Genomic DNA, 26,997 nt, shown 5'->3' on the forward strand with positions numbered 1-26,997 from the left:
GGCAGCCGCTGTTAATATTGCCGGGTCAGGATACATCACAGGCGGCTCAAAACCAATTCTCCGGGCGGCAGGTTTCAAGACAGCACACTTTCGCCGCCGCATGCTTTGACCCCGGACACCGCCGCGCCTATATAGGCGGCACCTCGCGAGAAAGGCCACACCCCGTGCTCAGGTTCATACTCTCCTTCTTCGGCTCCATCTTCAGCACCATCACCCTCGGCGTGGCGATGGTGGCGCTGACCATCGGGGCGGTGTTCTGGATTTACGGGCGCGACCTGCCGAGCCATGAATCGCTGGCCCAGTACCAGCCGCCGACCATCAGCCGGATTTATTCGGGCGAAGGCCACCTGATCGACGAGTTCGCCAAGGAACGCCGCCTGTTCACCCCGTCGCATGAGATCCCGGACCTGGTGAAACAGGCGTTCATCTCGGCCGAGGACAAGAACTTCTACAGCCATTCGGGCTATGACGCCCGCGGCATCGCGGCCGCGGCGATCGAGGCGGTGCGGTCGCGCGGGCAGAACGTGCGCGGCGCCTCCACCATCACCCAGCAGGTGATGAAGAACTTCCTCTTGTCCGGCGACCGCCGGGCCGAGCGCAAGATCAAGGAGATCATCCTTGCCACCCGGCTGGAGGAGACGCTCGACAAGGAGCGGATCCTGGAGCTGTACCTGAACGAGATCTTCCTGGGCCAGAACTCCTATGGCGTGACCGCCGCCGCGCAGACCTATTTCAACAAGACGCTGAGCGAGCTGGAACCGCATGAGGCAGCGACGCTGGCCTCGATGCCCAAGGCGCCGTCGGACTACCACCCGGTGCGCCAGAAGGACCGTCTGCTGGCGCGGCGCAACTACGTGCTGCGGGAAATGCGCGAGAACGGCTATATCTCCGCCGATGTCTATGAGGTCGAGGTCGCGCAGCCGCTGCGCTCGGTCCAGAACGGCGATTTCGAGGCCTTCCGGACCGCGCTGCCGCCGCGGGATTACTTCACCGACGAAATCCGCCGCCAGCTGACCCAGGACTTCGGCGAAGGCGAGTTCTTTACCGGCGGCTTTACCGTGCGCGCCACCCTCGACCACGAGATGCAGGCCGAGGCGGCGCTGGCACTGCGCGGCGGCCTGGAGAAATACGACCGCTCCCGCGGCAAGTGGCGCGGCACCGGCGTGCAGCTGGAAGAAGCCCAGCTGGCGGATGAGACCAGCTGGCGCGAGGCGCTGGCAAACGCCGATGTCCCGCGCGATATCGACCTGGGCGGCAAATGGTATCCGGCGGTGGTGCTGGACGTGGGCAGCGAGTCCCTGACCGTGGGCGTCGAGGACAGCGAGGGCACCGGTTCGGTGCCACGCTCCGACATCAAGTGGATGAAAGGCAGCTTTGCCGACAACTTCACCCGCGGCGACGTGGTGCTGGTGCGGGCCGAGAAAAAGGACGATGCCTTCAGCCACTGGTCGCTGCGGCAGGTGCCGGAAGTGCAGGGCGGCTTTGTCGCGATGGACGTGAACTCGGGCCGGGTTCTGGCGATGCAGGGCGGTTTCTCCTACCAGCACTCGGTGTTCAACCGCGCGACCCAGGCGCTGCGCCAGCCGGGCTCCAGCTTCAAGCCGTTTGTCTATGCGGCGGCGCTGGACAGCGGCTACAGCCCGGCGACCATCGTCGTCGATGCCCCGATCGAGATCAACACGCCGCAAGGCCTGTGGCGGCCCAAGAACTCCACCAACAAGTTCTATGGGCCGACGCCGCTGCGCACCGGTATCGAGATGAGCCGGAACCTGATGACCATCCGCCTGGCGCAGGAGGTCGGGATGCCGGTGGTGGCGGGTTATGCCGAGCGCTTTGGCGTTTATGACAACATGGGCGCCTACCTGGCCAACTCGCTGGGGGCGGAGGAGACCACGCTCTATAAGATGGTGGCGGCCTATGCGATGTTCGCCAATGGCGGCGAGCGGGTGCAGCCGACGCTGGTGGACCGGGTGCAGGACCGCTTCGGGCGCACCATCTACCGCCATGACGACCGCGACTGCGTGGACTGTGCCGACCCGCAGCTGGCCGCAGGGCAGGCGCCGCGCATCGTCACCGACCGCGAGCAGGTGATGGATCCGGTCACCGCCTATCAGCTCACCTCGATGATGAAGGGCGTGGTCGACCGCGGCACCGCCTCCAGCGTGATCAACCTGCCGGTGCCCACCGCGGGCAAGACCGGTACCACCAACGATTCGCGTGATGTCTGGTTCGTCGGCTTCACCTCCAACATCGTCGCGGGCTGCTACATGGGCTTTGACCAGCCCCGCCCGATGGGCCGCGGCGCCTATGGCGGCACCATGTGCGGCCCGGTGTTCCAGCAGTTCATGACCAAGGCGGTGGAGAAATTCGGCGGCGGCCCGTTCGAGGTGCCGGAAGGCGGCCATTTCATCAAGATCGACCGCTACACCGGCGCACGGCTGCCGGATGATGCCTCCGGCCCCTATGTGGTCGCGGAATACTTTCGGGATGGTGCCGAGCCGATCTTTGGCCTGACCTACGACGGCGGCTTTGCGATGGGGTCCAACCTGCCGCTGGTCGAGGAAGTGCAGCAATCCGGCCGCAAGGTCACCACCTCCAGTGGCGGCACCGCGGTGCTGGGGCCCAAGGCCACCTTCGGCACCGTCAGTTCTGGCGGGCTGTACTAAGGCGCTGATCTACATCAGCAGCACAGCCTCATGGCGCGTCATGCATTGGCGCGCCATGGCGCCATGGGTGCCGGGGTACCAGCGCAGATCCGGCATGATCTGGAACAGCTCCTCCCGCACCGGTGCATCGAGCGCCGACACCGCCTGGCCGCCGGGGGGGAAGCTTTCGGATGGCGCGCCTTCGGCATAGATGATCTCATGCCGGTCAAACAGCAGGTGCACATAGGTCACCTTGCCGCCGGGCTGCTGGCGGATGCTGCTGCCGTCCAGCAGCGTCGCGGTGCCGGTAAGGCTGCCGCCAGTGTTGCCGGCGATGTTCAGCAGCACCTTCGGCGGCGGGGCAAAGCGTGGCGGCTTGCGAGCGGCGCAAGGGTGGTTTATCACGCAGGCCTGACCTGAGATTGCCCGGATATTGCAAGGATACCCCATGCGCGCGGAAACCCAGAACATCGTGGCGGAGATCGAGAAGTCGCTGGAGCTGCTGGCCCAGCGGATGAATTGGGAAACCGCCGAATTCCGCCTGGAGGAATTCAACGCACGGGTCGAAGACCCGAACCTCTGGGATGACCCGGAGGCCGCGCAGAAACTGATGCGCGATCGCCAGGCGCTGGTGGATTCCATCAATACCTACAAAGGCATCAAACAGGACCTCTCCGACAATATCGAGCTTATCGAGCTGGGCGAGATGGAAGAGGACTCGGAGGTCGTCAAGGATGCCGAGGGCGCGCTGGCCGCGCTCAGGGAAAAGGCCGCCGAGAAGGAGCTGGAAGCGCTCCTGGACGGAGAGGCCGATGCCAACGACACCTTCCTGGAAATCAACGCGGGCGCGGGCGGCACCGAGAGCTGCGACTGGGCCTCGATGCTGGCGCGGATGTATGTCCGCTGGGCCGAGAAGAAGGGCTACAAGGTCGAGCTGCAGTCCGAAAGCGCGGGCGACGAGGCGGGCATCAAATCCGCGGCCTACAAGATCTCCGGCCACAATGCCTATGGCTGGCTGAAATCCGAGAGCGGCGTGCACCGGCTGGTGCGGATCTCGCCCTATGACTCGGCTGCCAAGCGGCACACGTCGTTCAGCTCCGTCTGGGTTTACCCGGTGGTGGACGACAATATCGAGATCGAGGTGAACCCGGCCGACATCCGCGTCGACACCTACCGCTCCTCGGGTGCGGGCGGGCAGCACGTGAACACCACCGACTCGGCGGTGCGGATCACCCACATTCCGACCGGCATCGTGGTGACCTCGTCGGAGAAATCGCAGCACCAGAACCGCGATATCGCCATGAAGGCGCTGAAATCGCGCCTGTATCAGCAGGAACTGGACCGCCGCAACGCCGAGATCAACGCCGCGCATGAGGCCAAGGGCGATGCCGGATGGGGCAACCAGATCCGCTCCTACGTGCTGCAGCCCTACCAGATGGTGAAGGACCTGCGCACCGGGCACGAAACTTCCGATACCAAGGGTGTGCTGGATGGCGATCTGGATGGTTTCATGGCGGCGACCCTGGCCATGAATGTCTCCGGCAAGAGCCGCTCCGAGGCCCAGGGAGAGGACTGATCTCCCGGCGGCAGCCACAGGCTATACCTGCTGACTGAATTGTAAGCTCCGGGCGTAATGCCTGGAGCTTATTTCGTTGAAAACCTCCCGCGCAAGCTATCGAAATCGCCACCTTGCGCGCCCGGATGAAACGCTCTCTGCTGGTAATAGTCAGGGTTGTTTTTCATGGTTTCGGGGGTGTGTCATGGCACGGGTGGAGCTGAATCTCACATTTGATGGCGAAACCGCCATTCCCCGTCTCGAAGGCCAAAACGACGTTGAATGGTTCGACCGTTTCCTGAACACCTATAACGTCTTCGAAGGAAACGCGGACAACAGGCTGGTGGCAGATATCGGCCTCACCGGGCAAGACTGGACGGCCAAGATCGTCCGGTTCGGCGGCGCTGCGGAGAATAACCTGACCAGGATCACTGATTTGGACGGGGAAACCGGGCGCCGGATCGACTACTTGGAACTGGGCTACAATTCCCGGGTGGACCTGGACTCCACCCGCGTGCGGCAGATCAACGGCTGGGATGGTAAAAAGCACGAGCTCAAACTGGGGGAAAACCAGGAGGGCAGCACGTTTTCCATCCACCTCTTTGCCGAGGAGAACATTGTCACTACCGGCAATGCGTTTGTGAATAACATCGAAACCGGTCTTGGCAGCAGTTCGGCGGACAGGGCCAAGGGCGATGTGATTACCGTCGGCACCGGCGGGGTGGGTACAATCCGCACCAATGCAGGCGATGACAAGGTTGTCGTCCGCAAGGGGTTCGCAGAGTTTGTCAGCACCCGCGATGGCAATGATACGGTCGTGATCGGCCCAAACGGCGCTGACGTCGTCCGTACAGGCGACGGCAAGGATAGCGTCCGCACCGGCAATGCCTTTGTTGAACTGATATCCACAGGCAACGGAAATGACACCGTCGTGGTCGGCGCCGGAAGCGCCGGCCTGGTCCGGCTCGGCGGCGGCCGGGATACCGTTGATTTCTCGAAATACTCCGGTGGTGTGGTGTTCTCGCTGAACTTGGATGGCGCCTGGCAGAACCCAGGCGCGCCTGGAGGGAACCTGGGCGCCGACGGTACAGGATTCGTGCAAGCATCTTCCATCGAAAACCTGACCGGCACGGCAAAGGGGGACAGGCTGACGGGGCACAGCGGTGCGAACCTTCTTGAAGGGAAAGGGGGCAATGACCGGCTGACCGGGCTGGCCGGCGCCGACACGCTGGACGGCGGAGCCGGCAACGACAGGCTGGCCGGCGGCAGCGGCAAAGATACCCTCAAGGGCGGCGCTGGCAACGATACGCTGACCGGCGGCGCCGGGGCTGACACCTTTGTGTTTGCTGCCGGCGATGATCTGGTCCGGGACTTCATGGATGGCACCGACATCCTGCAGATCCGCGGCCACAGCGGCGGTTTCGCCAGCCTCAGTATCACCAACAACGCCGGCGACCGCCTGATTACCCATGACGGCGGAACGGTTAGGCTAGAGGGGGAAGCAGGGCTGGCGCTGACGGCCGACGATTTTGTCTTCGTCTGACCGCAAGCTGCCGTTGGCCAGCCAGAAAGACGGGCGCTAGGCCCGTCTCTTTCGCGCAATGGGTGCGGTGTAAGTTGCGGCGCGCCGTCTGCGCAGTTCATTCAAATATGTATCTGCAAGGTATTTTTTGCGGCCAGGTTCGCGGCTAGGCTGTCGGAAACAGGCATTTGGGAGGACAAGCCGCGATGACCACAGAAAAGCCGTTTGGGGTGCCGGAACTGCGGCCCGCTGCCATGCCCATGCTGATTGAGGCGCTGCGCCGGGGATGGAGCGACTTCCGGGCCAAGCCGCTGTACGGGCTGTTCTTTGCCGGCTTCTATGTGCTGGCGGGCTGGGCAATGGCCTGGATCACCATGCAAACCGGCACTACCTACTGGCTGGTTCTGGCAGCAATCGGGTTCCCGCTGATCGGCCCCTTCGCCGCGGTGGGGCTGTACGAGGTGTCGCACAGGCTGGAGCAGGGGCAGCCGATTGCCTTTGGCGGCATCCTCGGAGTGGTGCTGCAGCAAAGCCGCCGCCAGCTGCCCTCGATTTGCGCCATCATCATCGTGGTGTTCCTGTTCTGGTTTTTCCTCGGCCACATGATCTTTGCCCTGTTCATGGGGCATGCGACGATGACCAATATTTCCAGCTCCGCCGAGGTGTTCCTGACGGCCAACGGTCTGACGATGCTGGCAGTCGGCACTGCTGTAGGGGCACTGTTTGCGCTGCTGCTTTACATGATCACGGTGATTTCCCTGCCGCTGCTGCTGGACCGGGAAGTGGACTTTGTCACCGCGATGATCGCCAGCTTCCAGTATGTGCAGCAGAACTTCATGGTGATGATGATCTGGGCCGCGCTGATTGCCGCCGCCACCTTTGCGGCGCTGCTGCCCTGGTTCCTGGGATTGTTCCTGGTGCTGCCGCTGCTGGGTCACGCCACCTGGCACATCTACCGCCAAGCTGCCGCGCAATAGCGTCAGCGGAAGGGCTGGCCGGTGTGCAGCAGACGGCGGTGGAAAGGCAGCAGGTCTGCCTCGTCAGCAAAGCCAGCACTGCGCGCAGCGGCCAGAACCTGTCCGGTTTCGCGGCCCAGGTGTTCGTAAACCATCCGCGTCACCCGCTCGCCGGTCGGGCTCTCGCGCACGGTGCGGGCGACGTAGCCGGACCAGTAATTGTTCTCCAGTGAGGCTTCGCGGGCCAGGTAGTTGAAGGAATAGGTCATCGCTCTGCGCCGCGCGATGACAAAGGCGACGCCGTCCTCGTGGCCGCTGACATAGCCGCGGAACTCGCGCACCGCCGGGGTGGCCGGCAGCCCCTGGCTGTACATCGCCTCCTTGGCCTCAAAACCCTTGATGTAGGTCACGCCCGCGTCCCGGAACACATAGACCAGGCCAATTACGAATTTGTCGTCATTGATGAAGCTGCGGCGGGTAAAACGGTAAAACCCGGACGGGAAAAACTCCTCGCTCAGCCGCTGCACGCCTAGGCCAAGGAAATCCGCCAGAAACGCGCCATTTATCACCTGGCCGGCTTTGGAGAGCTTTTCCACCGGATCCAGAAGAATACGGGCATCGACATCAAAGAAGCGGCAGATACGGTCCAGCACATCCGGCCGCGGAAAGCTCTCGCCTGACAGGTAACGGTTGAATTGTGTGCGGTTGATGCCAAGCTGGCGGGACAGTTCGGAAACTGACGGGTATTGCCGCGACAATTGACGCAAATTGGCGCCGAACATGTTTCTCAAATCAGCTGGCGAGCGGTTCTGACTGTTCATTTTTGACCCTGACGGTTCGAATTTTGGCGATGCTTTTGCGGTGCTTCCAGGCTGAACGTGCCAGACTCCGCCTGTGAGGCGTAAGTGGCCGCCTCCCTTTGGCGTCATGGCTGGTGCTATTCCACGTCAGCAGGCTAGTCGAGCCGACACAAAATGCAATAGGCCAGTGCGGATTTTATCATGTTGGCGTCACCTCAATTGTTTCAAAATCAAAATGCGGCAATGCGAGGACTGGTATGATTGGAGTCGTTTTGTGGCGGGATGAAACCCTGACTAAAGCCGTAATCTGGTGTGAAGATCAGGGGGATCTTGCTTTTTATGCAAATGAAGGTGGGGCAGAGTTTCGGGAATTCAATCCAGGGGATTGGGTTGAATTCGATCTGACCATAAGCGGAAATATCAGGATTGCCGAAAACCTTTCGGTCCTGATCGAACAAGGCAGCCCGGACCTGGCGGACCGGCTGTCAGCAGCAGAGGTTTGCGGGCCGGAAGCCGGCGCAGCGGAACAGAGCGGCGGCACCGTTGTTCCCTTTCCGCTGCGAGCAGCAAAAAAGCGGGGCGTTTCCGCACCGCGTCAGGCCAGCCAAGGCTGAGAACCGGCCTGTTTCCAGGCCGGCAGCAGGTTCAGTTTCCGCGCAGCAGCGCGGCAACGCCGGTACGGGCAATCTCGGCCAGGCCAAGCGGGCGCATCAGCTCCGCAAACGCGTCGATCTTGTCCGGCGCGCCAGTGATTTCAAAAACAAAGCTGTTCAGCGTGCTGTCGACCACATTGGCGCGGAAGATATCCGCAAGCCGCAGCGCCTCGACCCGCTTGTCGCCTTCGCCCGACACCTTCAGGATCGCCAGTTCCCGCTCCACCGCGACACCTTCGACGGTCAGGTCGTGCACGTCGCGCACCGAAACAATGCGGCCCAGCTGCGCCTTGATCTGCTCGATCACCTGCGGGGTGCCGGTGGTGACGATGGTGATGCGGCTTAGGTGCCCGGTATGGTCGACCTCGGCCACGGTCAGGCTTTCAATGTTGTAGCCGCGGCCCGAAAACAGGCCGATGACGCGGGCCAGAACCCCCGGTTCGTTTTCCACCAGCACCGCAATGGTGTGGCGCTCCTGCACGTCCGAAAATGTCGGGCGCAAGTTGTAGGCGGAATGGCGGGTGGAGCCTTTTTTGATATGCAGGGCAGACATCAGTCGCCGTCCTTTCGTTTGTCGCTGCCAAAAGTTTTCAGAAAACTTTTGGCAAAATTCTTCATAAGAATTTTGCGGCCCGGCCGCGGTTACACCAGCACTGCGCCGCCGGCCTGGATGACGCCCTGCGTCTCCGCCTCGCCCAGCAGCATCTCGTTATGCGCCTTGCCCGACGGGATCATCGGGAAGCAGTTCTCGTGCTTCTCCACCAGGCAGTCGAAGATCACCGGCCCGTCGTATTCAATCATTTCCATGATCGCATCATCCAGGTCCTTGGGATCGCTGACGCAGATACCCTTGCAGCCGAAGGCCTCGGCGAGCTTGACGAAATCGGGCAGGGCCTCGGACCAGCTGTGGCTGTAGCGCTCGCCGTGCAGCAGCTCCTGCCACTGGCGCACCATGCCCAGGCGCTCGTTGTTGAGGATGAACTGCTTGACCGGCAGGCGGAACTGCACCGCGGTGCCCATTTCCTGCATGTTCATCAGCCAGGAGGCTTCGCCTGCCACGTTGATCACCAGCGCGTCCGGATGCGCCATCTGCGCCCCGAGCGAGGCCGGGAAGCCGTAGCCCATGGTGCCAAGCCCGCCTGAGGTCATCCAGCGGTTCGGATCCTCGAACCCCAAATATTGCGCCGCCCACATCTGGTGCTGGCCGACCTCGGTGGTGACATAGCGGTCGCGGCCCTTGGTCAGCTCCTCCAGGCGCTGCAGCGCGTATTGCGGCTTGATGGTCTTTTCCGAGTTCTTGAACGAGAGGCAGTTCACCGCGCGCCATTCATTGATCTGCTTTTGCCACTTGGCCAGCGCCTCGCGGTTCACCTTGCGGCCGCGCGATTTCCAGACCTTCAGGATGTCTTCCAGCACATGGGCGACGTCGCCGACGATCGGAATATCGACCCGGATCACCTTGTTGATCGAGGAAGGGTCGATGTCGATATGGGCCTTTTTCGATTTCGGGCTGAAGGCGTCGATGCGGCCGGTGATCCGGTCGTCAAAGCGGGCGCCGATGTTGATCATCAGGTCACAGCCGTGCATCGCCATGTTGGCCTCATAGAGCCCGTGCATCCCCAGCATGCCCAGCCAGTTCTTGCCGGACGCGGGGTAGGCGCCCAGGCCCATCAGGGTCGAGGTGACCGGAATGCCGGTGCCATCCACCAGTTCGCGCAGCAGTTGGCTGGCCGCAGTGCCGGAGTTGATCACGCCGCCGCCGGTATAGAACACCGGGCGCTTGGCGGTTTCCAGCGCTTCGACCAGCTCGGTGATCGCGTCCATGTCGCCCTTGAGCTGCGGCTGGTAATGGGAGGCAGCCGGTTTCGGCGCCTGGTATTTGCCGTTGGCGAACTGCACGTCCTTGGGGATGTCGACCAGAACCGGGCCGGGGCGGCCGGATTTGGCGACATGGAAGGCCTCATGCAGGGTGCCGGCCAGCGCGTCAGTATCCTTGACCAGCCAGTTGTGCTTGGTGCAGGGGCGGGTGATGCCGACGGTGTCAGCCTCCTGGAAAGCATCCGAACCGATCATGAAGGTCGGCACCTGGCCGGTCAGAACCACGATCGGGATCGAATCCAGCAGCGCATCGGTAAGGCCGGTCACCGCATTGGTGGCGCCGGGGCCGGAGGTCACCAGGACAACGCCGGGCTTGCCGGTGGAGCGGGCATAGCCCTCGGCGGCGTGGACCGCGCCCTGTTCGTGACGCACCAGGACGTGGCGGATGTCATTCTGCAGAAAGATCTCGTCATAGATCGGCAGCACGGCGCCGCCAGGGTATCCGAAGACTACGTCCACACCCTGATCCTTCAGGGCCTGAACAACCATTTTCGCGCCGGTCATCTCACGTGTCATCTGCTTTTTGCTCCAATTGGCGGCATCGTCATTACGCATAAAAAAAGCCCCCGATTTCAAGTCGGAGGCGCATGGGTTCGATTATGGTCAACCGTCACCGGCCCATGCGCTTGGTTCCTACGATTACGACTAGGGTGGTCACGTCCACAGGCTCCTCATTGCGTTGCAGCGGACATTATGGGCGCTGGACAGGGGCGTCAACCGGCAAACGTGTCAAAAAGGTCCTGCGCGGGGACATTTTCTTGCTCGCGACCCCGGGTGCAGCGAAATTTCCGCGAAACTGCCCGGTCACAGAGTTGCGAAATCGTTCAAAACCGGCACGCCCGTGTCCCGATTGTGCCAGATCAGCGCCCCCGCAGCAGGCAAGCTCAACCTAAGAATGAGATTACAGGGAAGGAAGCAAACATGGTTCAACTCTCCGATCTGGTGGATCTCGGGCGGTATCCGATCGACCGGCCCGGCTCCAGCGCCTATGACCGGCTGATCGCGGATCTGCAGCGCGACCTTGAAACCGACGGCTGCGCGGTGCTGCCCGGCTTCGTGCATGAGGCAGGCATAGCCAGGCTGGTGGCCGAGGCCGATGCGGTGGCGGGCAGCGGCCACAAGTCCTTCAGCCGGACCAATGCCTATTTCTCCAAGGATGACAGCACCTTGCCGGAGACCCACCCGGTGCGGCAGTTCTACGACCGCTCCAACGCCTTTATCCCGGCCGACAACTTTGGCGCGGACAGCCCGCTGCGGGCGATCTACGAATTTCCCGGCTTCATGCCCTTTGTCCGCGAGGCGCTAGGTGAGCCGGAGGACCGGTTCTTCCGCTATGACGATCCGCTGGCCGATGTGATCATCAACATGGTCGAGGCGGGGCAGGGCTTCCCCTGGCATTTCGACACCAACAATTACACCGTGACGCTGGCGATTCAGAACGGTGAGGGCGGCGGCGAGTTTGAGTATGCGCCGATGCTGCGCACCCCGGCGGATGAAAATTACGATGGCGTCGCGAGGGTGCTGGCGGGCGGCTCGCCGCTGGTGCGCAAGCTGGTGCTGCAGCCCGGCGATCTGCAGATCTTCCGGGGCCGCTACTCCCTTCACCGCGTCGCTCCGGTCGAAGGTCCGCGTAAGCGCTATGTCGGCATCTTCTCCTTTGTCGAGCAGGAGGGCATGTGCGGCGGGGTGGAGCGCACCCGGCAGCTCTATGGCCGGGTGCTGCCGCGCCACTATGAGCGCGAAGGGCTGCGTGCCGACGCGCTGCGGGATTGACCAAAGGGGCGCCGGGGGCTGGACCTGCCGCGGGGGATCGCGATACTCGTATGCAGTTTTTTGCAGGGAAGCCTCCGGTGCCCAAAGTCATAATCCATTTGCGCAAGAAGCATTTAGATCAAGACCTCTCGCGCAGCTTCCTGCAGCTTTATGGTGCTATCCGGAAAATGCTGGCAGCTGAAGGGATCGGTTGTGAGGTCCGGGCTATGGATCCCGGCATCAAGATCAGCACGCGGCATGTTCCCGGCGGCCGCTTCGAAGACGGCAATCTGCACATTCTGGATGACCGCCACGTGCAAATGCCCAATGTGCTGAACGCAGCCTTCGCGTATCTTGAAGGCTTCTGGCACCTGGCCCCGGAAGGAACCCGCGAGTTCAGCCCGATCGGAGCCAGGGAGTTCCGGGAGAACATGATCCCGTACCAATACGCCAAGCGGTTCTACGGGCGGCTGCAACGGACATTGAAGGACGCCCGCCGGACCCGTTACAGCGCCCCAAGGGAGCGGCAGGACATTCCGCAAGGGTGTATTTCCCTATTCTTCCAAGGCTCTTACCCGTTCAAGGCCGGGGCAACGGAGTTTACCGATATCACCATGCTGCAGGATGTGCTGGAGGGCGCGGGCGGCCGGACCGTGCTGGTCAAGCTGCATCCCAAGCTGGCGGATATCGGAACCATGGCGGAGCTGGCGGAGATTGCGGCCGGGGACAGGCGGGTGATGATTTCCGGCGCCAACATCCACGACATTCTCGCCGCCAGCTGCGCCACGGTTTCGATCAACTCCTCCTCGGCGGTCGAAGGGTTTCTGCACCGCACGCCGGCCATTCTTTATGGCAAGTCCGACTTTCACCACATGGCGCAAACCGTCACCGGGCCGGGTCAGTTTGCCGAGGCGCTGCAGCGCGCGCTGGCCCGCACCGGCGGTTATGCGCAGTTCATGACCTGGTACTTCCGGAACAATTGCCTCGAAATCGGCGCAGCGGGCCTGGAGCAAAGGATCTGGGAGATTTTTTCCCGGGCAGGATTCCCGAGGGAGCGGTTTACGGCCGGGCAGACGCCGGGCCGGCTGGCGGGTCAATAGGGCGGCAGGTCTTTGCTCTGACGCAATTCAGGACCTTGGCGCCCCGGCAGGTTTCTGGCAGCCTGTAAGGCAAAAGCCCTGCAGCAAGGGGCGGGCGGCAATCACCAGAACGGGCAGTCAGCATGAACATCACACGGCGTCATTTCGGGTTCGGTCTCGCAGCCTTCGGGCTCACGGCCTGCAGCAGCACGGTGCCTTCCGGGGGCCGTTCCGGCGCCTCCGGCCTGCCCGCGGATCTGCGGCCTGTACCCAATGCGGGCTATGACCGGTGGGTGGCCGCCTTCCGCTCCCGCGCTGAAGCCAGGGGGATATCGCCGGCCACCCTGCGCGCCGCCTTCCGCGGGGCAGGGTATTTGCCAGGGGTTATCAAGCGCGACCGCAACCAGACCGAATTCAAGCGCTCGCTGGAGGATTACCTGTCCATCGCCGTTTCGGATGAGCGGCTGGCCAAGGGCCGTGCCGCCTTTGCCCGGCATGGCGCCACCTTGCGGGCGCTGGAGCGCACCTATGGCGTCGATGCGGAAATCATCTGCGCCATCTGGGGGCTGGAGAGCTTCTTTGGCGAGCGCCGCGGCGACGTGCCGGTGATCTCTGCCACTTCGACGCTGGCCTATGACGGGCGGCGCGGGGCGTTCTTTGAAAAGCAGCTGCTGGCTGCGCTTCGGATCCTGCAGAACGGTGACATCACGCCCGCCCGGATGACCGGCAGCTGGGCAGGCGCCATGGGGCATACCCAGTTCATCCCGACCTCCTATCAGGCCTTTGCCGTGGATTTCACCGGCGACGGGAGGCGCGATATCTGGTCGGAGGACCCGAGCGACGCGCTGGCCTCTACCGCCGCCTATCTGCAGCGCAACGGCTGGACTCGCGGGCTGAAGTGGGGCGGAGAGGCCGGGGCTCCCGGCACCCCGGCAGGCCGTATCATCCAGCCGCAGGCGGGCGGGCCGAAGTTTGCGGTGACCGGAAATTTCAATGCCATCAAACGCTACAATAACTCGGATGCTTACGCGATCGGGGTGGGTCATCTGGCCGACCGCATCGCCGGCGGGGGCCCGCTGCGCACCAGCTTCCCGCCGGACCAGTTCGGGCTGACCAAGGACGACCGCATCCTGCTGCAGAAACGCCTGACCGCCAAAGGCTTCGATACCGGCGGTGCCGACGGGGTGCTGGGGCCGAAAAGCCGCCAGGCAATCAGCGGCTACCAGTCCAGCCGCGGCTTGCCCGCAACCGGGGAGCCGTCACAGGCGCTGCTGGCCAGTTTGAAATAGGGCCAGTCTAAGATCGGGGGAGGGTCAGAACCCGGCGCCGGTGCCTTGCAGCACCCCATGCTCCAGCGCATAGCGGGTCAGCCCGGCGGTGGAGGATATGCCCAGCTTGCGCTTGATGTTCTTGCGGTGCGTCTCGACGGTTCTGACCGAGATATCAAGCGCTTGGGCGACTTCCTTGTTGGATTTGCCCTGCGCCAGCTCCAAGAGGATGGTCTGCTCCCGCCCGGTCAGCGCCTCGCGGGTATCGTCACCCTTGGGTTTCAGGGATCCAGCTGCGCCTGTGCAGAGATAGGTCTGCCCCTCCATCACCGCGTCGATGGCCTGTTTGATCTCCTCGGTGGGGACGTCCTTCAGAACATAGCCCATCGCCCCGTGGCTGAGCGCGGTGGAGATATACTCGGCACTGTCATGCATCGACAGGATCAGGATGCGGGTGCCGGGGTGCTGCTCCAGGATGATCTCGGTGGCGCTGAGGCCGCCAAGCTTGGGCATGTTGAGGTCCATCAGCACCACGTCAGGCGCCAGGCGGCCCATCTGGTCGACCGCATCACGCCCGTCGGTCAGCGAGCCGACGACCTGAATATCGTCATAGCTTTCCAGGATCGACTGGATGCCTTCGGCCACCATCGGGTGGTCATCCACGATCAGAACCTTCACCGGATCAGCCATCATTCCCCCAATGCAGCTTTCCATTGCCCGGGAGCCACGCACCTTGCCGTATCCTCCCTGGTCACGGCAGCTGTGCAGGCGTTCCCTCCTCGCCCGGCGGCAGCAGGTGGCTGAGAGGCAGGCTCGCCTCGATCACCGTGCCGCTTTGGGTGCCCCGTGATGACAGAATGCGCAAGGTGCCGTCAAGCTGCTCGATCCGCTCCTGCATGTTTCTGAGGCCGATGCCGGGGCCGGTACGGGCATCACGTGGCGGCAGGCCGCGGCCATTGTCGGTGATCCGCATGGTGGCGCCCTTGGTGTGGCCGCGCAGGTCGATGCTGACCTTGGTGGCCTCCGCATGGCGTTCGATATTGGTCAGCGCCTCCTGGGCGATGCGGTAGAGGGCGATCTTGGAATCCTGGTCCAGCCGGTTGCGGAAGACCACGGTAGAGAATGCCGTTTCGATCCCCGTGCGGGCTGCGAAATCATCGGTCAGCGCCTTCAGCGCCGGGCCCAGCCCCAGGTCGTCCAGCACCCCTGGGCGCAGGTCGCGGCTGATCCGGCGCACTTCGGTGATGGCGGTCAGCAGGCTCTCCGTGCCTTTCTCCAGCGGCGCCACCGCGCCCACGCCATCGCCGCGGGTCAGGCGGCGGCGGGTGTTGTCCAGCGCATAGCGCACCCCCACCAGCAGCTGGCTGATCCCGTCATGCAACTCCCGCGCCACCCGGCCGCGCTCCTCCTCCTGGGCGTCGAACACCCGCTGGGTCAGTTCCTTGAGCTTGGCATCGGCCAGCCGCCGCTCGCGGATGTTCAGGAACATGCCGGAGGCAAAGACCAGCATCAGCGATATCAGGGTGATGGCACCAATATAAAGGAAGGTGCGCTGCACCCGCGCTTCCACCTCGGCACGTGAGGCGGCCACCGTGGCCAGCACGTCGTCGATGAATACGCCGGTGCCGATCGCCCACTGCCAGTCCTGCAGGCCCAGTACATAGGCGATCATCTGCGCCTCTTCCCCGGTCGAAGGCTTCTCCCAGGTGAAGCTGTGCCAGCCGGCCCCGTCGCGGGCCAGGCGGATGAACTCATCCACCACCGGCACGCCCGCGCTGTCGGTCAGCCCGGCCCAGTTGCGGTTGATGAATTCGGTCTGCCGCGGGCTGACCAGATTGGTGCCGTCGTAGTCATAGACGAAGAAGAAACCGTCCTTGCCGTAGATCATCGCGCTGAGGATCTGCGCCACCTGCTCCTTGGCCTCCGCATCATCCGGCGCCGCCAGACCATAGATATGGGCAAAGCCGTTGCGCGCCTGGGTCACGTAGTTGCGCAGCTCCGCCTTCTTGGCTTCCAGGAGCTGAACCTCCAGCGCCTGGATCTCGCGCTCGGCCAAGGCGCGCGACTGGTAGCCCACCAGAACCGCAATCGCGGTGCCCGCCACGATCAGCGGCAAGGTCATCAGAAGCGACAGTTTCTGCGCGTAGGTGGGGCGCAAAAGTGTTTCGAATAGACGCATCAACGGGGTCCCGGAATTGGTCAGATTCTTGTACCGAATCATTGCGCAGCCGCCCAGAAGAATCAAAGAGGCAGGGCACGTTTACGTCCGATGCGTGTGTCGCCGCCTGGTGATTCGCGCAAGAAATGCGTCAACTTTTCCCGTCCAGCCTCGAAAAACGTGCCGTTCTACGCAGTACTAGGTATTCACATAAAATCCGCCGCCGCTAGGCTGGCCGCACTCGAACCGATCCGCCCGGGGGGACCTTCCGGGCAATCCGAATGATAATGGGAGGAATAATTTATGGATCGCCGTTCTTTCTTGAAAACGTCCGCACTGGGCGGCTCCGCCGCAGCAGCCAGCACCCTGGCTGCGCCGGCCTATGCCCAGGGCAACCGCACGCTGACCATGGTCACCACCTGGGGCCGCGGCCTGGCGGGTGTGCATGATTCCGCGCAGTACGTTGCCGACGCCATTACCGCCATGTCCGATGGCAGCCTGACCATCGACGTCAAAGCCGCAGGCGAGCTGGTCGGTGCCTTCGAAGTGTTCGACGCCGTGACCGCAGGCCAGGCCGACATGTACCATGCGGCTGACTATTACTTCGTCAGCCAGCACCCGGGCTACGCCTATTTCACCGCCGTGCCCTTCGGCATGACCCCGCAGGAACTGGTGAACTGGTACTACCACGGCGAAGGCCATGCGCTGCATGACGAGCTGGGCCAGATCTTCGGCCTGAAATCCTTCATCGGCGGCAACACCGGCCCTCAGGCCGGCGGCTGGTTCAACAAGGAAATCAAGGGCCCCGAGGACTTCAACGGCCTCAAGTTCCGGATGCCGGGCCTGGGCGGCAAGGCACTGGGCAAGCTGGGCGCATCGGTTCAGAACATCCCCGGCTCCGAAGTGTATCAGGCGCTCTCCTCCGGCGCCATCGACGGCACCGAGTGGATCGGCCCCTGGGCGGACGAAAAGGCCGGCTTCCAGGAAATCACCAAGACCTACTACACCGCGGGCTTCCACGAGCCGGGCGCGGCGCTGTCGGTTGCCACCAACCGCGAAGTCTTCGAAGGTCTGTCGCCGGCCCACCAGAAGATTATCGAGATGGCATCGGCCGCCGGCCACCAGTGGAGCCTGGCACAGTTCATGAACAACAACGGTGCAGCGCTGCAGCGCCTGCAGTCCGGCGGCGTGAAGACCCTGGAATTCCCGGAAAGCGTCTGGAGCGCCTTCGGCCAGGCCACCAAGGAAACCCTGGACGAGTTCATGGGCGACGAGCTGTTTGCCAAGATCCGCAGCAGCGTCGAAACCTCGATGAAAGCCTCCTCCGGCTGGATCACCAAATCCGAAGGCGCCTACCGCGTTCAGCGCGACCGCGTCCTGGGCTGATCCGCCTGACTGGCATTAACCGGATCCTCCGCCGCAGGCGGGGGATCCATATGCAGTTGCCCGTAGCGCGGGACGGCCGGCCAGCAGCGCCGTGTGCCCAGCCTGCCACCGCAACTTCGCAGCAATCTTCCCGGGGGAAACATGCAGGAAGAGAGTGGCATCACCTTCTTTGGCGCAATCTGGGGCGGACTTGTCTGGCTGATCCAGAACATCGCCGGCGCCTTTTATGATCTCGGCTACGCCGTCACCCATCCGCAGCTCTGGCTCGACTGGTCCGACAAGGCCTCGATCATGCGCTTCGTCTACTATGGCGGCTCGGTCGAATTCTTCTTTGTCGTCTTCACCACCTTCCTGGTGCTGACTGCCATCGGCCTATACTTCCGCGGCTTCATGTGGGGCATGGTGCGGGGCCTCGAGGGGCTGGCCAACACCGTCGGCCGCTTCTTTGCCTGGGCAGGCCTCCTGATGGTGCTGCAGCAGATCATCATCGTCTTCATGCAGCGGGTCTTCGCGCGGCCGGACATCAGTTTCGGCTTTGGCATCCCGTTCAGCCAGGACATCAGCTGGTTTGCCGAAGAACTGAAGTTCTACAATGCCTTGGTGGTCTGCCTTTGCGTGACCTACACCTTTGTGCAGGGCGGCCATGTGCGGGTTGACCTGATCTATTCCGGCATCAGCTTCCGCGCCAAGAAGGTCGTGGACATGATCGGCTCGCTGATCTTCATGATGCCCGCCGCGGTACTCACCTGGATGTATGGCTGGTTCTTCCTGTGGCGGCACCTGATCGTGCCGAACCCTTCGGCCTCGGACACGCTTGAACGGCTGGTGATGAAATCCCGCGCGCTGCGCTGGAACGTGGAAACCATCGGCTTCAGCCCGAACGGGTTCAACGCCTACTTCCTGTTCAAGATCCTGCTGATCGCCTTCGCCGGCCTCGTCTTCCTGCACGCCATCGCCTTCTTCTACCGCTCCTTCCTGGAGTTCGTCGAAGGCCAGGGCAGCGAAAACAAATACCTCGACAAGGACAGCCTTGGAGAGGGTGAAGAAGCCTACGAAGGCACGCATTAAGGGACGTCGGAAACATGCTATTTGGACTTGATGGCGTCGAGATCGGCCTGCTCATCGTATTTTTCTGCCTCTTCGGGGGCATCCTCTCCGGCTTTCCGGTGGCCTTTGCCATCGGTGGTGCCGGGATCATCTCCTTCGGGATCATCGCCGCGCTGGACAGTGCGGGCATCCTGATCCACCAGGCTATCGACACGTCGTCGCAAGCCTACCGCGATCTGGTGAATACGGGCATCAGGCCCGACAAGATATCCACCTTCCGCTATCCGGATTTGCCACGGATCGCCGAGCCTGTGTTCATTCAGGGCTGGGAAGTGGCTCTGGACCGTAACGTCTCCTTCATCGTCAACCGGATGAACGAGCGGGTGCTGGCGGGCGCGTCGATCGAAACCCTGCTGGCGGTGCTGATGTTCGTGCTGATGGGTATCACCCTGGAACGCTCCAAGATCGCCAATGACCTGCTGACCACTATGGCGCGCGTCTTCGGCCCGCTGCCGGGCGGTCTGGCGGTATCGATCGTGGTTGTGGGCGCGTTCCTTGCGGCCTCCACCGGCATCGTCGGCGCCACCGTGGTGACCATGGGCCTCTTGGCACTGCCCACCATGCTGCGCAACAACTACTCGCCGGAACTGGCGACCGGTGTGATCGCGGCTTCGGGCACCCTCGGCCAGATTATCCCGCCCTCCATCGTGATCGTTCTCTTGGGCACGCTGGCAGGCGACCTTTACTCCACCGCGCAGGAAACCCGCGCGATGGAGGCAGGCTGCTCCGACGCGCTCACCTATCTGGGCGAGCCGGCGGTGGTTTCGGTCGGCACCTTGTTCCAGGCGGCGCTGCTGCCGGGTATCCTGCTGGCGATCCTCTATGCGGTCTACGCCTTTGGCTTTGCCCTTCTGAACCCGCACAAGGCGCCTGCCGTGACCATCGACGGCGGCACCGGCGAGGTGATCACCCGAAACGAAGGCCTGACCTGGTTCCTGGCAGTTCCGGCCGCCCTGATCGGCGGCGCCATTCTGCTGGCCAGCGTCAACCTAGTCGGCAGCCAGAACATCACCGTATCGACCTTCTCCGATGCCGGTGAAACCGCCTCTCTGCGCACCAACGTGGGCGCCGAGTGCAAGGCGGCCATGATCGACCTGCACGGGCAGGAGGCCTGGGACGCCGCTGTGGCAGAACAGGATGCCATCGACGCAGCAGGCGGCGTGGCCCTGTCCAAGAAACTGAGCGACGAGGAAATCGCCGCCGCCCGCGAAGCCAAGATCGCTGCCGCGGCGCCGATTGGCACCGGGATTGCCGTGATCATGGTTGTTCTGGGCCTGGTGCTGGCATTCGGCCGCGGCGTGGCGCCCTCGCGCGATGCCAAGCCGCTGATCCTGGGTTCCATCGGCATCCTGCTGATTGCGCTGGTGGACCTGGTGGCAATTGCGCCGACCACCTCCGCAGGTGTCACCGTGCTGTGGATTGCGCTGCCGCTGCTGCTGGCGCTGTGGGGTTGCCGCGAGGCCGCTGCGCGCTGCGCCAGGAACGATCTGATCCGGGTGGTGTTCCCGCCGCTGGTGCTGATCGTTGCGGTGCTGGGCTCGATCCTGGGCGGCATCACCAACCCGACGCCGGCTGCGGCGCTGGGGGCGGGCGGCGCCATCATGCTGGCGGCCTACCGCAAGCTGCAGGACGAGGGACGCTCCGGGAAGATCATCATCTGGTCCACCTTTGCCGTGATGCTGTGCATCCTGGTCGGCATGAACTTCGACCTGCGGGTGAACCAGGGCGGGGTCACGGTTGAAACCTGGATTGCCTTCATTGTCGCCTACGCCGCGTATCTCTATGCGCTGTTCGGGCTGCTGTTCGGCTGCTGGGTGCTGTTCAAGTCGGGCGTCCTGAGCCCGGTGGTGCGGGAAACCGCCAAGGTGACCTCGATGGTCTTCACCATCCTGATCGGCTCGCAGCTTTTGAACCTGGTGGTGATTTCCTTTGGCGGCGAGCACTACATCCAGCAGTTCCTGAAGAGCTTCGACAACGAGATGACGGTCTTCCTGATCGTGATGCTGGTGCTGTTCTTCCTGGGCTTCGTGCTGGACTTCCTGGAGATCATCTACATCGTGATCCCGATCGTGGGGCCGGTGATCTATGGCGGGTCCTTCGATCCGAAATGGGTGACCATCATGGTGGCGGTGAACCTGCAGACCTCGTTCCTGACACCCCCCTTCGGGTTTGCGCTGTTCTACCTGCGCGGGGTGGCCCCCAAGGAAGTGACCACGGCCCATATCTACCGCGGGATCGTGCCCTTCGTGCTGATCCAGGTGGTGGGCATCGGCATCCTCTGGGCCTTCCCGTCGATCGTGACTATCGTCCCGGCGCTGATCCCGAACTGATCCGGGAACAGGATAAGGAAACGGAAAAAGGGGCCCCAAGCGGGCCCCTTTGCTTTTCTTGCGGGGGGAGTGGCGCTGCCCCTCTGCGCGCGCGGCGCGCATTCACCCCGGGATATTTTCAGCCAGATGAACAGGGGATCCTTGCGGGGATCGTCAGGCGCGGCGGGCGGCTCAGGCGAACTGGATCAGGTCCCAGCGGTTGCCGAACGGGTCGCACCAGACCGCGACGGTGCCATAAGGCTCGTGCCGCGGGTCTTCCTCGAAGGTCACGCCCTGGGCCTGCATCGCGGCGTGGTCGCGGGCAAAATTGTCCGTGGCCAGGAACAGCCCGACGCGGCCGCCGAATTGGTTGCCGATGGCGGCCTGCTGCTCAGGGCCTTCGGCGCGGGCCAGAACCAGGCTGCCCTGCGCGGCGCCCGGCGGCAGGATGCGCACCCAGCGCTTGCGGCCCTAATCGATGTCCTCGGCCAGCTGCCAGCCGAGCTGGCCGCAGTAGAAGGCGATGGCGGCGTCATAGTCCGGCACCACCAGGGAAACGGCATGGAGGTACTGCATCAGCGGCTGCGGTGAATGGGCTGTTCGGGCAGCTGGATATTGGCGACCTGTTCGGCAATCGGATCGGTCGACAGCGGATGGCTGGCGGTCTCGAATTCCGACGGGTCGGTCATCTTCTTCCATTCGCTCTGGTGATAGATCTCAAGGCCTGAGAACTTGGCCTTGTAGCCCATCTTCTGGCTGCCGGGCACCCAGTAGCCCAGGTAGACGTAAGGCAGGCCCGCCTCGCGCGCGATGCTGATGTGGTCGAGGATCATGAAGGTGCCGAGCGAGTTCTGCGGCTGGTCCGGCGCATAGAACGAATAGACCATGCTGAGGCCGTCCTCCAGCACATCGGTGAGCGACACCGCGGTCAGCTGGTTGCTGCCTTCCTCGGCATATTCCACCACCCGGCTGCGCACCGGGGTTTCCTCGATCATCGCGGCGTATTCAAAGACATCCATGTCGGCCATGCCGCCGTCGGCGTGGCGGCTGTCCAGGTAACGGCGGAACAGGGCGAACTGATCCTCGGTTGCCCAGGGCGATGTCGCCCGCCGCTCCAGATGGGCATTGCGCTTGAGCGTGCGCTTCTGGCTGCGCGTCGGGGTGAAGGCCGAGACATCGATCCGTGCGGAAAGGCAGGCCGAGCACTCAGAGCAGGACGGCCGGTAGAGCACGTTCTGCGAGCGCCGGAAGCCCTGCTGGCTGAGGCTGTTGTTGAGCTGCTCCACCCCGTCGCCCTGCAGTGCGGTGAACAGCTTCCGCTCCATCCGGCCCTCCAGATAGGGGCAGGGCTGCGGCGCTGTCACGTAGAACTGCGGTGCAATGGGAAGGGTATGGCGCATCGGAACTCTTCAGCAGTTTCGCGGGACGGATCAAACGGGCGCCTGGAACAAGCGGCAGGTACTCCGATTGATGATAGCAACGCGGTTCCGGTGCGCCAAGTAGCCTTGTGGAAAATGGTTTAACGCTGTCTTGCGGATTTCGCTCAAACCCGCCGGTTCAGCATTACGGTGCCGAGGAAATGGTCGGTCAGGCCCTGGCCGCGCGGCGAGGTCAGCATCAGGATGATCGAGATCACCTGCAGCACCGGCAGTGCCAGCGACAGCGAATAGCCGGCGGTGTGCAAGGCTGCCAGGCCGCTGTCGAGCCGCTGGCCCGCGCTGTCGCGCAGCTCGATCCCGGCAAAGCGCATCCCCCAGGTGGCGGAGCCGTTGGCGATGGTCACGGTCCGGTAGGCAAAGCCCACCGCCAGATACAGCAGCGGCCAGATCAGGAGGCCGGTAAAGGCGGTCAGCACCACCGCGGCGGCACTGAGGGCGAAGATCAGGATGCTGTCGATGATCCAGGCGATCAGCCGCTTGGCTGGAACAGACGCATAAAATTCTGCCTGGTAGTCGGGGTCGGGCAGGGCGGTCATGTATGGGGTCCTTTGCGAGGGGGAAGAGGCAGGTCGCGTAAGCCCCGCCCGGACGGGGGCGGGGCAGCCGGAGGAGGAGGGCGGCTTAGTGGCGCTTGGGTTCGCCGCCGTCTTCGTCCTCATCCTCCGCGTCATCGCCATGATCGGCGGCGCGGGCGCGCTCATCCATGAACTGGTCGAACTCGGCCTTGTCCTTGGCTTCGCGCAGGCGCTCCAGGAACGCCTCGAAATCATGCTGTTCCTGCTCCAGGCGGCGCAGCGTGTCGGCCTTGTAGGCGTCAAAAGCGCTGTTGCCCGAAGGTTTCATCGCCGAGAAGCCGTGGCGCGCCCAGGATTTGCGTTTGTGGCGGCAGGCGGATTTGCTGAACATGCGTTTGCTCCAGATCATGTAGAAGAGAAGGGCCAGGCCCACCGGCCAGAAGAACACAAAGCCAAGCACCATGGCGGCAATCCAGGCGCCTTTGCCCTTGCTGTCCAGCCAGGCTTCGCTGCGGGAAAACCAGCCCTGCACCGGTGCATGGGGGGCGGTTTGGGTGAAACTCGTCATCGGGGTCCTCCTGGTTGCGGGTGTATGTAAATCTCTTTCACATTACTGCATATCGGAAGCCGCCGCGGGGGTTTCAAGCCCTTATGTAAATCTTTTTCACATGTGAGCCGGAAAGCGGGAGCACCCGGGCCAGCAGTGGGTTTTGTGCGGGTGAGACGTGCTATTTGCGCCTGCTAGGGCCTGACCGTCAGCGGACCGCGCAGTCATGCTGCCTCACCACCAAGCAACGGATGCTGAATAGGGATGACGAAAACCTCGAAAATGCGCGGCGGCACAGGAGAACGCACAGTACCGCGCGGCAATTCGGCCATTGACGCGGCGGTGCCGCGGGAACAGTGTCGGGAGCATGACGACCGCCCTGCAGATCACCCGCATTCCCCGCCCCTTTGACCCCGAACTTGGCGCCGAAGCGCGCGCGCTGGTGCCGGCGCTCTCCGGCGATCTGGCGGATCTGCTGGCCGGGGCCTGCGGCTCCAGCCCCTACCTCAAGGAGCTGACCGCGCGGGAGGCGGACTGGCTGCCGGAGGCGATGCAGGATCCAGACGCAGCGCTGGAGAACGTGCTGGCGGACTGCCGGGCGCTGGAAGGGACGCAGATTAAGCCGGGCCTTCGCCAGGCCAAGCGGCGGCTGGCGCTGCTGACCGGGTTGTGCGACCTCAGCGGCGGCTGGAGCCTCGAGCAGGTGACCGGCGCGCTGACGGAGTTCGGCGGGCTAAGCGCGGATGTGGCCATCAAGGCGGAGATCGCCGCGCTGATCCGGCGCAAGAAGCTGCCGGGGCTGACGGAGGATGATATCGGGACCGCGGGCGGGCTCACCATCCTGGCAATGGGCAAGATGGGCGCGCATGAGCTCAATTACAGCTCCGATATCGACCTGATCTGCCTGTTCGACGAAACCCGGTTCGACCCGGATGATTTCTACGAGGCGCGCCAGGGCATGGTGCGCGCGACCAAGAACATGTGCGCCGCGCTCAGCGACCGCACCGGCGACGGCTATGTGTTCCGCACCGACCTGCGGCTGCGCCCGGACCCGGCGGTGACACCCGTTTGCCTGGCCATGGAGGCGGCCGAGCACTACTACGAAAGCCTGGGCCGCACCTGGGAGCGCGCCGCCTATATCAAGGCCCGCGCCTGCGCCGGCGACATCAAGGCGGGGGAGAAGTTCCTCAGCACCCTGCGCCCCTTCGTCTGGCGGCGGCACCTGGACTTTGCCGCCATCCAGGACGCCCATGACATCCGCCTCCGCATCCGTGAGAACAAGGGCACCGGCGGTGCCCTCAACGTGCCGGGGCATGACATGAAGCTGGGCCGCGGCGGCATCCGCGAGATCGAGTTCTTCACCCAGACCCGGCAGCTGATTGCTGGCGGCCGTGACGAGAGCCTGCGCCTGCGCGGCACCGTCGAAGGGCTGGCGGCGCTGGCGGACAAGGGCTGGGTGCCGCCGGAGGTGGCAGAGACCCTGACTGGCCATTACCGCGCTCACCGCGAGGTCGAGCACCGCATCCAGATGGTGCACGACGCCCAGACCCACCGGATGCCGAAATCCGAGGACGGGATCGCCCGGGTGGCTTGCCTGATGGACCGCGACCCGGAGCCGCTGATGGCGGAAATCAAGGAACGACTGGAAGAGGTGCACACGCTGACCGAGGGGTTCTTTTCCCCCGGCGCCACCCCGCCGCCTGCTGCCTTGGCGGAGGACACGGCAGAGCTCGACGGCGCCGTCATCGCCCGCTGGCCGACTTACCCGGCACTTCGCTCCGCCCGCGGTGCGCAGATCTTCGAACGGCTGAAGCCGGAACTGCTGGCCCGTGTTGCCAAAACCGCCAAACCGGCAGAGACGCTGCTGGCGCTCGACGGGTTCCTTGCGGGGCTGCCTGCCGGGGTGCAGCTGTTCTCGCTGTTCGGCGCCAATCCGCAGCTGATTGACCTGCTGATCGACATCGCCGGCACCTCCCGCGAGCTGGCCAGCTTCCTGTCCCGCAATTCTGCGGTGTTCGATGCGGTGATCGGCGGCTCCTTCTTCGACCCCTGGCCGGGGGCGGCCAAACTGCGGGCAGAGCTGGACCGGCGCCTGTCCCTGGAACGCGATTACGAATCCCGCCTCGACGCCACCCGCCGCTGGTGCAAGGAATGGCACTTCCGCATCGGGGTGCACCACCTGCGCGGGCTGATCGACGGCCGCCAGGCCGGGGCGCAATATGCCGAACTGGCCGAGGTGGTGATCGCCGGGATCACCCCGGAAGTGGTGGATCAATTCACCCGCAAGCACGGGCCGCCGCCGGGCCGCGGCGCGGCGGTGCTGGCGATGGGCTCGCTCGGGGCCGGGCAGATCCACGCGCAATCCGACCTCGACATCATCGTGATCTATGATCCCGGCACGGCGGAGATGTCGGAGGGCAAGCGCCCGCTGGCCACGCGCCCCTATTTCGCCCGTCTGACCCAGGCCTTTGTCACCGCGCTGTCGGCGCCGATGTCGCAGGGCCGCCTCTATGAGGTCGACATGCGGCTGCGTCCCTCCGGCACCCAGGGGCCGGTGGCGGTCAGCCTGGCGGGGTTCACCCTCTACCAGCAGAACGAGGCCTGGGTCTGGGAGCATCTGGCGCTGACCCGTGCCCGGGTGGTTGCCGGAGTGGCCAGCCTTGCCGCGGAAATCGAGGATTTCCGGGCGGGCTTCCTGGCGCAGCCGCGGGAGCGCGCCAAGGTACTGCAGGAGGTGGCGCAGATGCGCGCGCGGCTCGCCGCCGCCAAGACGCCCGCGGGCGGCTGGGACGTCAAGAACGGCGCCGGGCGGATGATGGACGTGGAGCTGATCTCGCAAGCGGGCGCGCTGACCTCCGGCTCCGGCGCGCGCGATGTGGCCGCGGGCCTGGCCGGGGCTGTCGCTGCCGGATGGCTGAATGACGCGGATGCAGAATACCTCGGCGCCAGTTACCGTCTATTCTGGTCCGTGCAATGCGCAGCGCGGCTGCTCTCCGGCAAGGCCATCGAGTCCGATGCCATCGGCGAGGGCGGGGCGCAGTTTCTCTGCCGCACCACCGGCTACGCCCGGCTGGACGCGCTGGAGCAGGAACTGCAGGCCCGCTACACACGCTGCGCTGCGATCATAGCGGAAGCCTTGCAAGGGGAAGGGGCGGATGAAGAAGGGCAGCACTGAACAGGACCCGCGCGGTCTGATCTACGAATCCTACCGGATCGACGGCATCACCGATGCGCAATGCCGCAGCATTTTCTTTGACTGGGCGCTGGGCATGGACGCCGCCCGCGACAGCCGCGCCGACATCCAGGTGCTGCTGGAGCTCTATGGCAATGATCAGCCGGATCACCCGATGACGGCCGTGCTGCGCGACGGTTTGGCGGGCGCGGAGAAGCCGCGGCGCCGCGGCGGCTGGCGCTCCCGCGCACGGTGA

General features: G+C 63.9%; 22 protein-coding genes and 1 pseudogene. 13 read left to right on the plus strand and 10 right to left on the minus strand.

Annotated elements, in window-relative coordinates; genetic code table 11:
- Positions 1-164 precede the first annotated feature (164 nt).
- Positions 165-2,666 carry a penicillin-binding protein 1A gene (locus tag ACFMBG_RS04855; RefSeq protein WP_421053596.1) on the plus strand — a complete coding sequence of 834 codons (2,502 nt, stop codon included), beginning with the start codon at positions 165-167 and terminating at the stop codon, positions 2,664-2,666.
- Between the two features lie 9 nt (positions 2,667-2,675).
- On the opposite strand, the gene ACFMBG_RS04860 is transcribed toward ACFMBG_RS04855, so the two are convergent.
- Positions 2,676-2,993 (minus strand): Hint domain-containing protein, encoded by a 318-nt coding sequence (locus tag ACFMBG_RS04860; protein WP_421053597.1) that lies wholly within the window; start codon positions 2,991-2,993, stop codon positions 2,676-2,678.
- Between the two features lie 100 nt (positions 2,994-3,093).
- Between ACFMBG_RS04860 and prfB the strand changes: the two genes are divergently transcribed.
- The 3 genes from prfB to ACFMBG_RS04875 all read left to right on the plus strand — a co-directional run bounded on the left by prfB (position 3,094) and on the right by ACFMBG_RS04875 (position 6,699).
- Complete coding sequence (gene prfB, locus ACFMBG_RS04865) at positions 3,094-4,221, plus strand: peptide chain release factor 2 (protein WP_421053598.1); 1,128 nt, start codon at positions 3,094-3,096, stop codon at positions 4,219-4,221.
- Between the two features lie 76 nt (positions 4,222-4,297).
- Positions 4,298-5,743, plus strand: coding sequence for a calcium-binding protein (locus ACFMBG_RS04870; RefSeq protein ID WP_421053599.1), 1,446 nt, complete (start codon positions 4,298-4,300; stop codon positions 5,741-5,743).
- A gap of 185 nt (positions 5,744-5,928) precedes the next feature.
- Positions 5,929-6,699 carry a DUF2189 domain-containing protein gene (locus tag ACFMBG_RS04875; protein WP_421053600.1) on the plus strand — a complete coding sequence of 257 codons (771 nt, stop codon included), beginning with the start codon at positions 5,929-5,931 and terminating at the stop codon, positions 6,697-6,699.
- 2 nt (positions 6,700-6,701) lie between these two features.
- Here the strand turns inward: ACFMBG_RS04875 and ACFMBG_RS04880 are convergent, their stop codons facing one another.
- A complete protein-coding gene (locus ACFMBG_RS04880) occupies positions 6,702-7,460 on the minus strand; it encodes a helix-turn-helix domain-containing protein (RefSeq protein ID WP_421053601.1) in 759 nt (252 codons plus the stop codon).
- A gap of 275 nt (positions 7,461-7,735) precedes the next feature.
- On the opposite strand from ACFMBG_RS04880, the gene ACFMBG_RS04885 reads away from it, so the two are divergent.
- The gene (locus ACFMBG_RS04885) at positions 7,736-8,092 is read left to right on the plus strand and encodes a hypothetical protein (RefSeq protein WP_421053602.1); all 357 of its coding nucleotides are present in this window, start codon (positions 7,736-7,738) and stop codon (positions 8,090-8,092) included.
- Positions 8,093-8,123: 31 nt separating this feature from the next.
- Here ACFMBG_RS04885 and ilvN read toward each other — a convergent pair whose 3' ends face one another.
- Positions 8,124-8,684: an acetolactate synthase small subunit gene (ilvN, locus tag ACFMBG_RS04890; RefSeq protein WP_027237223.1), complete on the minus strand. Its 561-nt coding sequence runs from the start codon at positions 8,682-8,684 to the stop codon at positions 8,124-8,126.
- An 89-nt stretch (positions 8,685-8,773) separates the two neighbouring features.
- Positions 8,774-10,525, minus strand: coding sequence for an acetolactate synthase 3 large subunit (locus tag ACFMBG_RS04895; protein WP_421053778.1), 1,752 nt, complete (start codon positions 10,523-10,525; stop codon positions 8,774-8,776).
- 405 nt (positions 10,526-10,930) lie between these two features.
- Here ACFMBG_RS04895 and ACFMBG_RS04900 point away from each other — a divergent pair, with 405 nt between their 5' ends.
- From ACFMBG_RS04900 to ACFMBG_RS04910, 3 genes are all read left to right on the plus strand, one after another.
- Positions 10,931-11,782, plus strand: coding sequence for a HalD/BesD family halogenase (locus ACFMBG_RS04900; RefSeq protein ID WP_421053603.1), 852 nt, complete (start codon positions 10,931-10,933; stop codon positions 11,780-11,782).
- The gene (locus tag ACFMBG_RS04905) at positions 11,779-12,861 is read left to right on the plus strand and encodes a capsular polysaccharide export protein, LipB/KpsS family (protein ID WP_421053604.1); all 1,083 of its coding nucleotides are present in this window, start codon (positions 11,779-11,781) and stop codon (positions 12,859-12,861) included. Before ACFMBG_RS04900 ends, ACFMBG_RS04905 begins: the two co-directional genes overlap by 4 nt.
- A 122-nt stretch (positions 12,862-12,983) precedes the next feature.
- On the plus strand, positions 12,984-14,129 hold the full coding sequence (locus tag ACFMBG_RS04910) for a lytic murein transglycosylase (protein WP_421053605.1): 1,146 nt from the start codon (positions 12,984-12,986) through the stop codon (positions 14,127-14,129).
- A gap of 24 nt (positions 14,130-14,153) precedes the next feature.
- On the opposite strand, the gene ACFMBG_RS04915 is transcribed toward ACFMBG_RS04910, so the two are convergent.
- Together ACFMBG_RS04915 and ACFMBG_RS04920 are read right to left on the minus strand one after the other, a co-directional pair.
- Entirely contained in the window at positions 14,154-14,798 is a 645-nt protein-coding gene (locus tag ACFMBG_RS04915) for a response regulator transcription factor (protein ID WP_421053606.1), read from the minus strand.
- Positions 14,799-14,859: 61 nt separating this feature from the next.
- A complete protein-coding gene (locus tag ACFMBG_RS04920; RefSeq protein ID WP_421053607.1) occupies positions 14,860-16,287 on the minus strand; it encodes a cache domain-containing protein in 1,428 nt (475 codons plus the stop codon).
- Between the two features lie 282 nt (positions 16,288-16,569).
- On the opposite strand from ACFMBG_RS04920, the gene ACFMBG_RS04925 reads away from it, so the two are divergent.
- From ACFMBG_RS04925 to ACFMBG_RS04935, 3 genes are all read left to right on the plus strand, one after another.
- Positions 16,570-17,652: a TRAP transporter substrate-binding protein gene (locus ACFMBG_RS04925; protein ID WP_421053608.1), complete on the plus strand. Its 1,083-nt coding sequence runs from the start codon at positions 16,570-16,572 to the stop codon at positions 17,650-17,652.
- Positions 17,653-17,793: 141 nt separating this feature from the next.
- Entirely contained in the window at positions 17,794-18,720 is a 927-nt protein-coding gene (locus ACFMBG_RS04930) for a TRAP transporter small permease subunit (RefSeq protein WP_421053609.1), read from the plus strand.
- Between the two features lie 14 nt (positions 18,721-18,734).
- On the plus strand, positions 18,735-21,089 hold the full coding sequence (locus ACFMBG_RS04935; protein ID WP_421053610.1) for a TRAP transporter large permease: 2,355 nt from the start codon (positions 18,735-18,737) through the stop codon (positions 21,087-21,089).
- A 171-nt stretch (positions 21,090-21,260) separates the two neighbouring features.
- Here the strand turns inward: ACFMBG_RS04935 and ACFMBG_RS04940 are convergent.
- From ACFMBG_RS04940 to ACFMBG_RS04955, 4 genes and pseudogenes are all read right to left on the minus strand, one after another.
- Positions 21,261-21,644, minus strand: a pseudogene (locus ACFMBG_RS04940) (VOC family protein).
- Entirely contained in the window at positions 21,644-22,468 is an 825-nt protein-coding gene (locus tag ACFMBG_RS04945; protein ID WP_421053611.1) for an arginyltransferase, read from the minus strand. Before ACFMBG_RS04945 ends, ACFMBG_RS04940 begins: the two are co-directional and overlap by 1 nt.
- A 143-nt stretch (positions 22,469-22,611) precedes the next feature.
- On the minus strand, positions 22,612-23,043 hold the full coding sequence (locus ACFMBG_RS04950) for an RDD family protein (RefSeq protein WP_421053612.1): 432 nt from the start codon (positions 23,041-23,043) through the stop codon (positions 22,612-22,614).
- Positions 23,044-23,128: 85 nt separating this feature from the next.
- Positions 23,129-23,590 (minus strand): DUF2852 domain-containing protein, encoded by a 462-nt coding sequence (locus ACFMBG_RS04955; protein WP_421053613.1) that lies wholly within the window; start codon positions 23,588-23,590, stop codon positions 23,129-23,131.
- A gap of 346 nt (positions 23,591-23,936) precedes the next feature.
- Here ACFMBG_RS04955 and ACFMBG_RS04960 point away from each other — a divergent pair, with 346 nt between their 5' ends.
- Both ACFMBG_RS04960 and ACFMBG_RS04965 read left to right on the plus strand, forming a co-directional pair.
- Positions 23,937-26,744 (plus strand): [protein-PII] uridylyltransferase family protein, encoded by a 2,808-nt coding sequence (locus tag ACFMBG_RS04960; protein ID WP_421053614.1) that lies wholly within the window; start codon positions 23,937-23,939, stop codon positions 26,742-26,744.
- Entirely contained in the window at positions 26,725-26,997 is a 273-nt protein-coding gene (locus tag ACFMBG_RS04965; protein ID WP_421053615.1) for a hypothetical protein, read from the plus strand. Before ACFMBG_RS04960 ends, ACFMBG_RS04965 begins: the two co-directional genes overlap by 20 nt.

It is taken from the genome of Leisingera coralii (assembly GCF_049056525.1).
Classification (GTDB): Bacteria; Pseudomonadota; Alphaproteobacteria; order Rhodobacterales; family Rhodobacteraceae; genus Leisingera; species Leisingera coralii.

Coding starts and splice junctions, on each gene's coding strand:
- prfB (WP_421053598.1), top strand. CDS start 3,094: ATGCGCGCGGAAACCCAGAACATCGTGGCGGAGATCGAGAAGTCGCTG.
- ACFMBG_RS04875 (WP_421053600.1), top strand. CDS start 5,929: ATGACCACAGAAAAGCCGTTTGGGGTGCCGGAACTGCGGCCCGCTGCC.
- ACFMBG_RS04880 (WP_421053601.1), bottom strand. CDS start 7,460: ATGTTCGGCGCCAATTTGCGTCAATTGTCGCGGCAATACCCGTCAGTT.
- ACFMBG_RS04885 (WP_421053602.1), top strand. CDS start 7,736: ATGATTGGAGTCGTTTTGTGGCGGGATGAAACCCTGACTAAAGCCGTA.
- ilvN (WP_027237223.1), bottom strand. CDS start 8,684: ATGTCTGCCCTGCATATCAAAAAAGGCTCCACCCGCCATTCCGCCTAC.
- ACFMBG_RS04895 (WP_421053778.1), bottom strand. CDS start 10,525: ATGACACGTGAGATGACCGGCGCGAAAATGGTTGTTCAGGCCCTGAAG.
- ACFMBG_RS04900 (WP_421053603.1), top strand. CDS start 10,931: ATGGTTCAACTCTCCGATCTGGTGGATCTCGGGCGGTATCCGATCGAC.
- ACFMBG_RS04910 (WP_421053605.1), top strand. CDS start 12,984: ATGAACATCACACGGCGTCATTTCGGGTTCGGTCTCGCAGCCTTCGGG.
- ACFMBG_RS04915 (WP_421053606.1), bottom strand. CDS start 14,798: ATGGCTGATCCGGTGAAGGTTCTGATCGTGGATGACCACCCGATGGTG.
- ACFMBG_RS04920 (WP_421053607.1), bottom strand. CDS start 16,287: ATGCGTCTATTCGAAACACTTTTGCGCCCCACCTACGCGCAGAAACTG.
- ACFMBG_RS04925 (WP_421053608.1), top strand. CDS start 16,570: ATGGATCGCCGTTCTTTCTTGAAAACGTCCGCACTGGGCGGCTCCGCC.
- ACFMBG_RS04930 (WP_421053609.1), top strand. CDS start 17,794: ATGCAGGAAGAGAGTGGCATCACCTTCTTTGGCGCAATCTGGGGCGGA.
- ACFMBG_RS04935 (WP_421053610.1), top strand. CDS start 18,735: ATGCTATTTGGACTTGATGGCGTCGAGATCGGCCTGCTCATCGTATTT.
- ACFMBG_RS04945 (WP_421053611.1), bottom strand. CDS start 22,468: ATGCGCCATACCCTTCCCATTGCACCGCAGTTCTACGTGACAGCGCCG.
- ACFMBG_RS04950 (WP_421053612.1), bottom strand. CDS start 23,043: ATGACCGCCCTGCCCGACCCCGACTACCAGGCAGAATTTTATGCGTCT.
- ACFMBG_RS04955 (WP_421053613.1), bottom strand. CDS start 23,590: ATGACGAGTTTCACCCAAACCGCCCCCCATGCACCGGTGCAGGGCTGG.
- ACFMBG_RS04960 (WP_421053614.1), top strand. CDS start 23,937: ATGACGACCGCCCTGCAGATCACCCGCATTCCCCGCCCCTTTGACCCC.
- ACFMBG_RS04965 (WP_421053615.1), top strand. CDS start 26,725: ATGAAGAAGGGCAGCACTGAACAGGACCCGCGCGGTCTGATCTACGAA.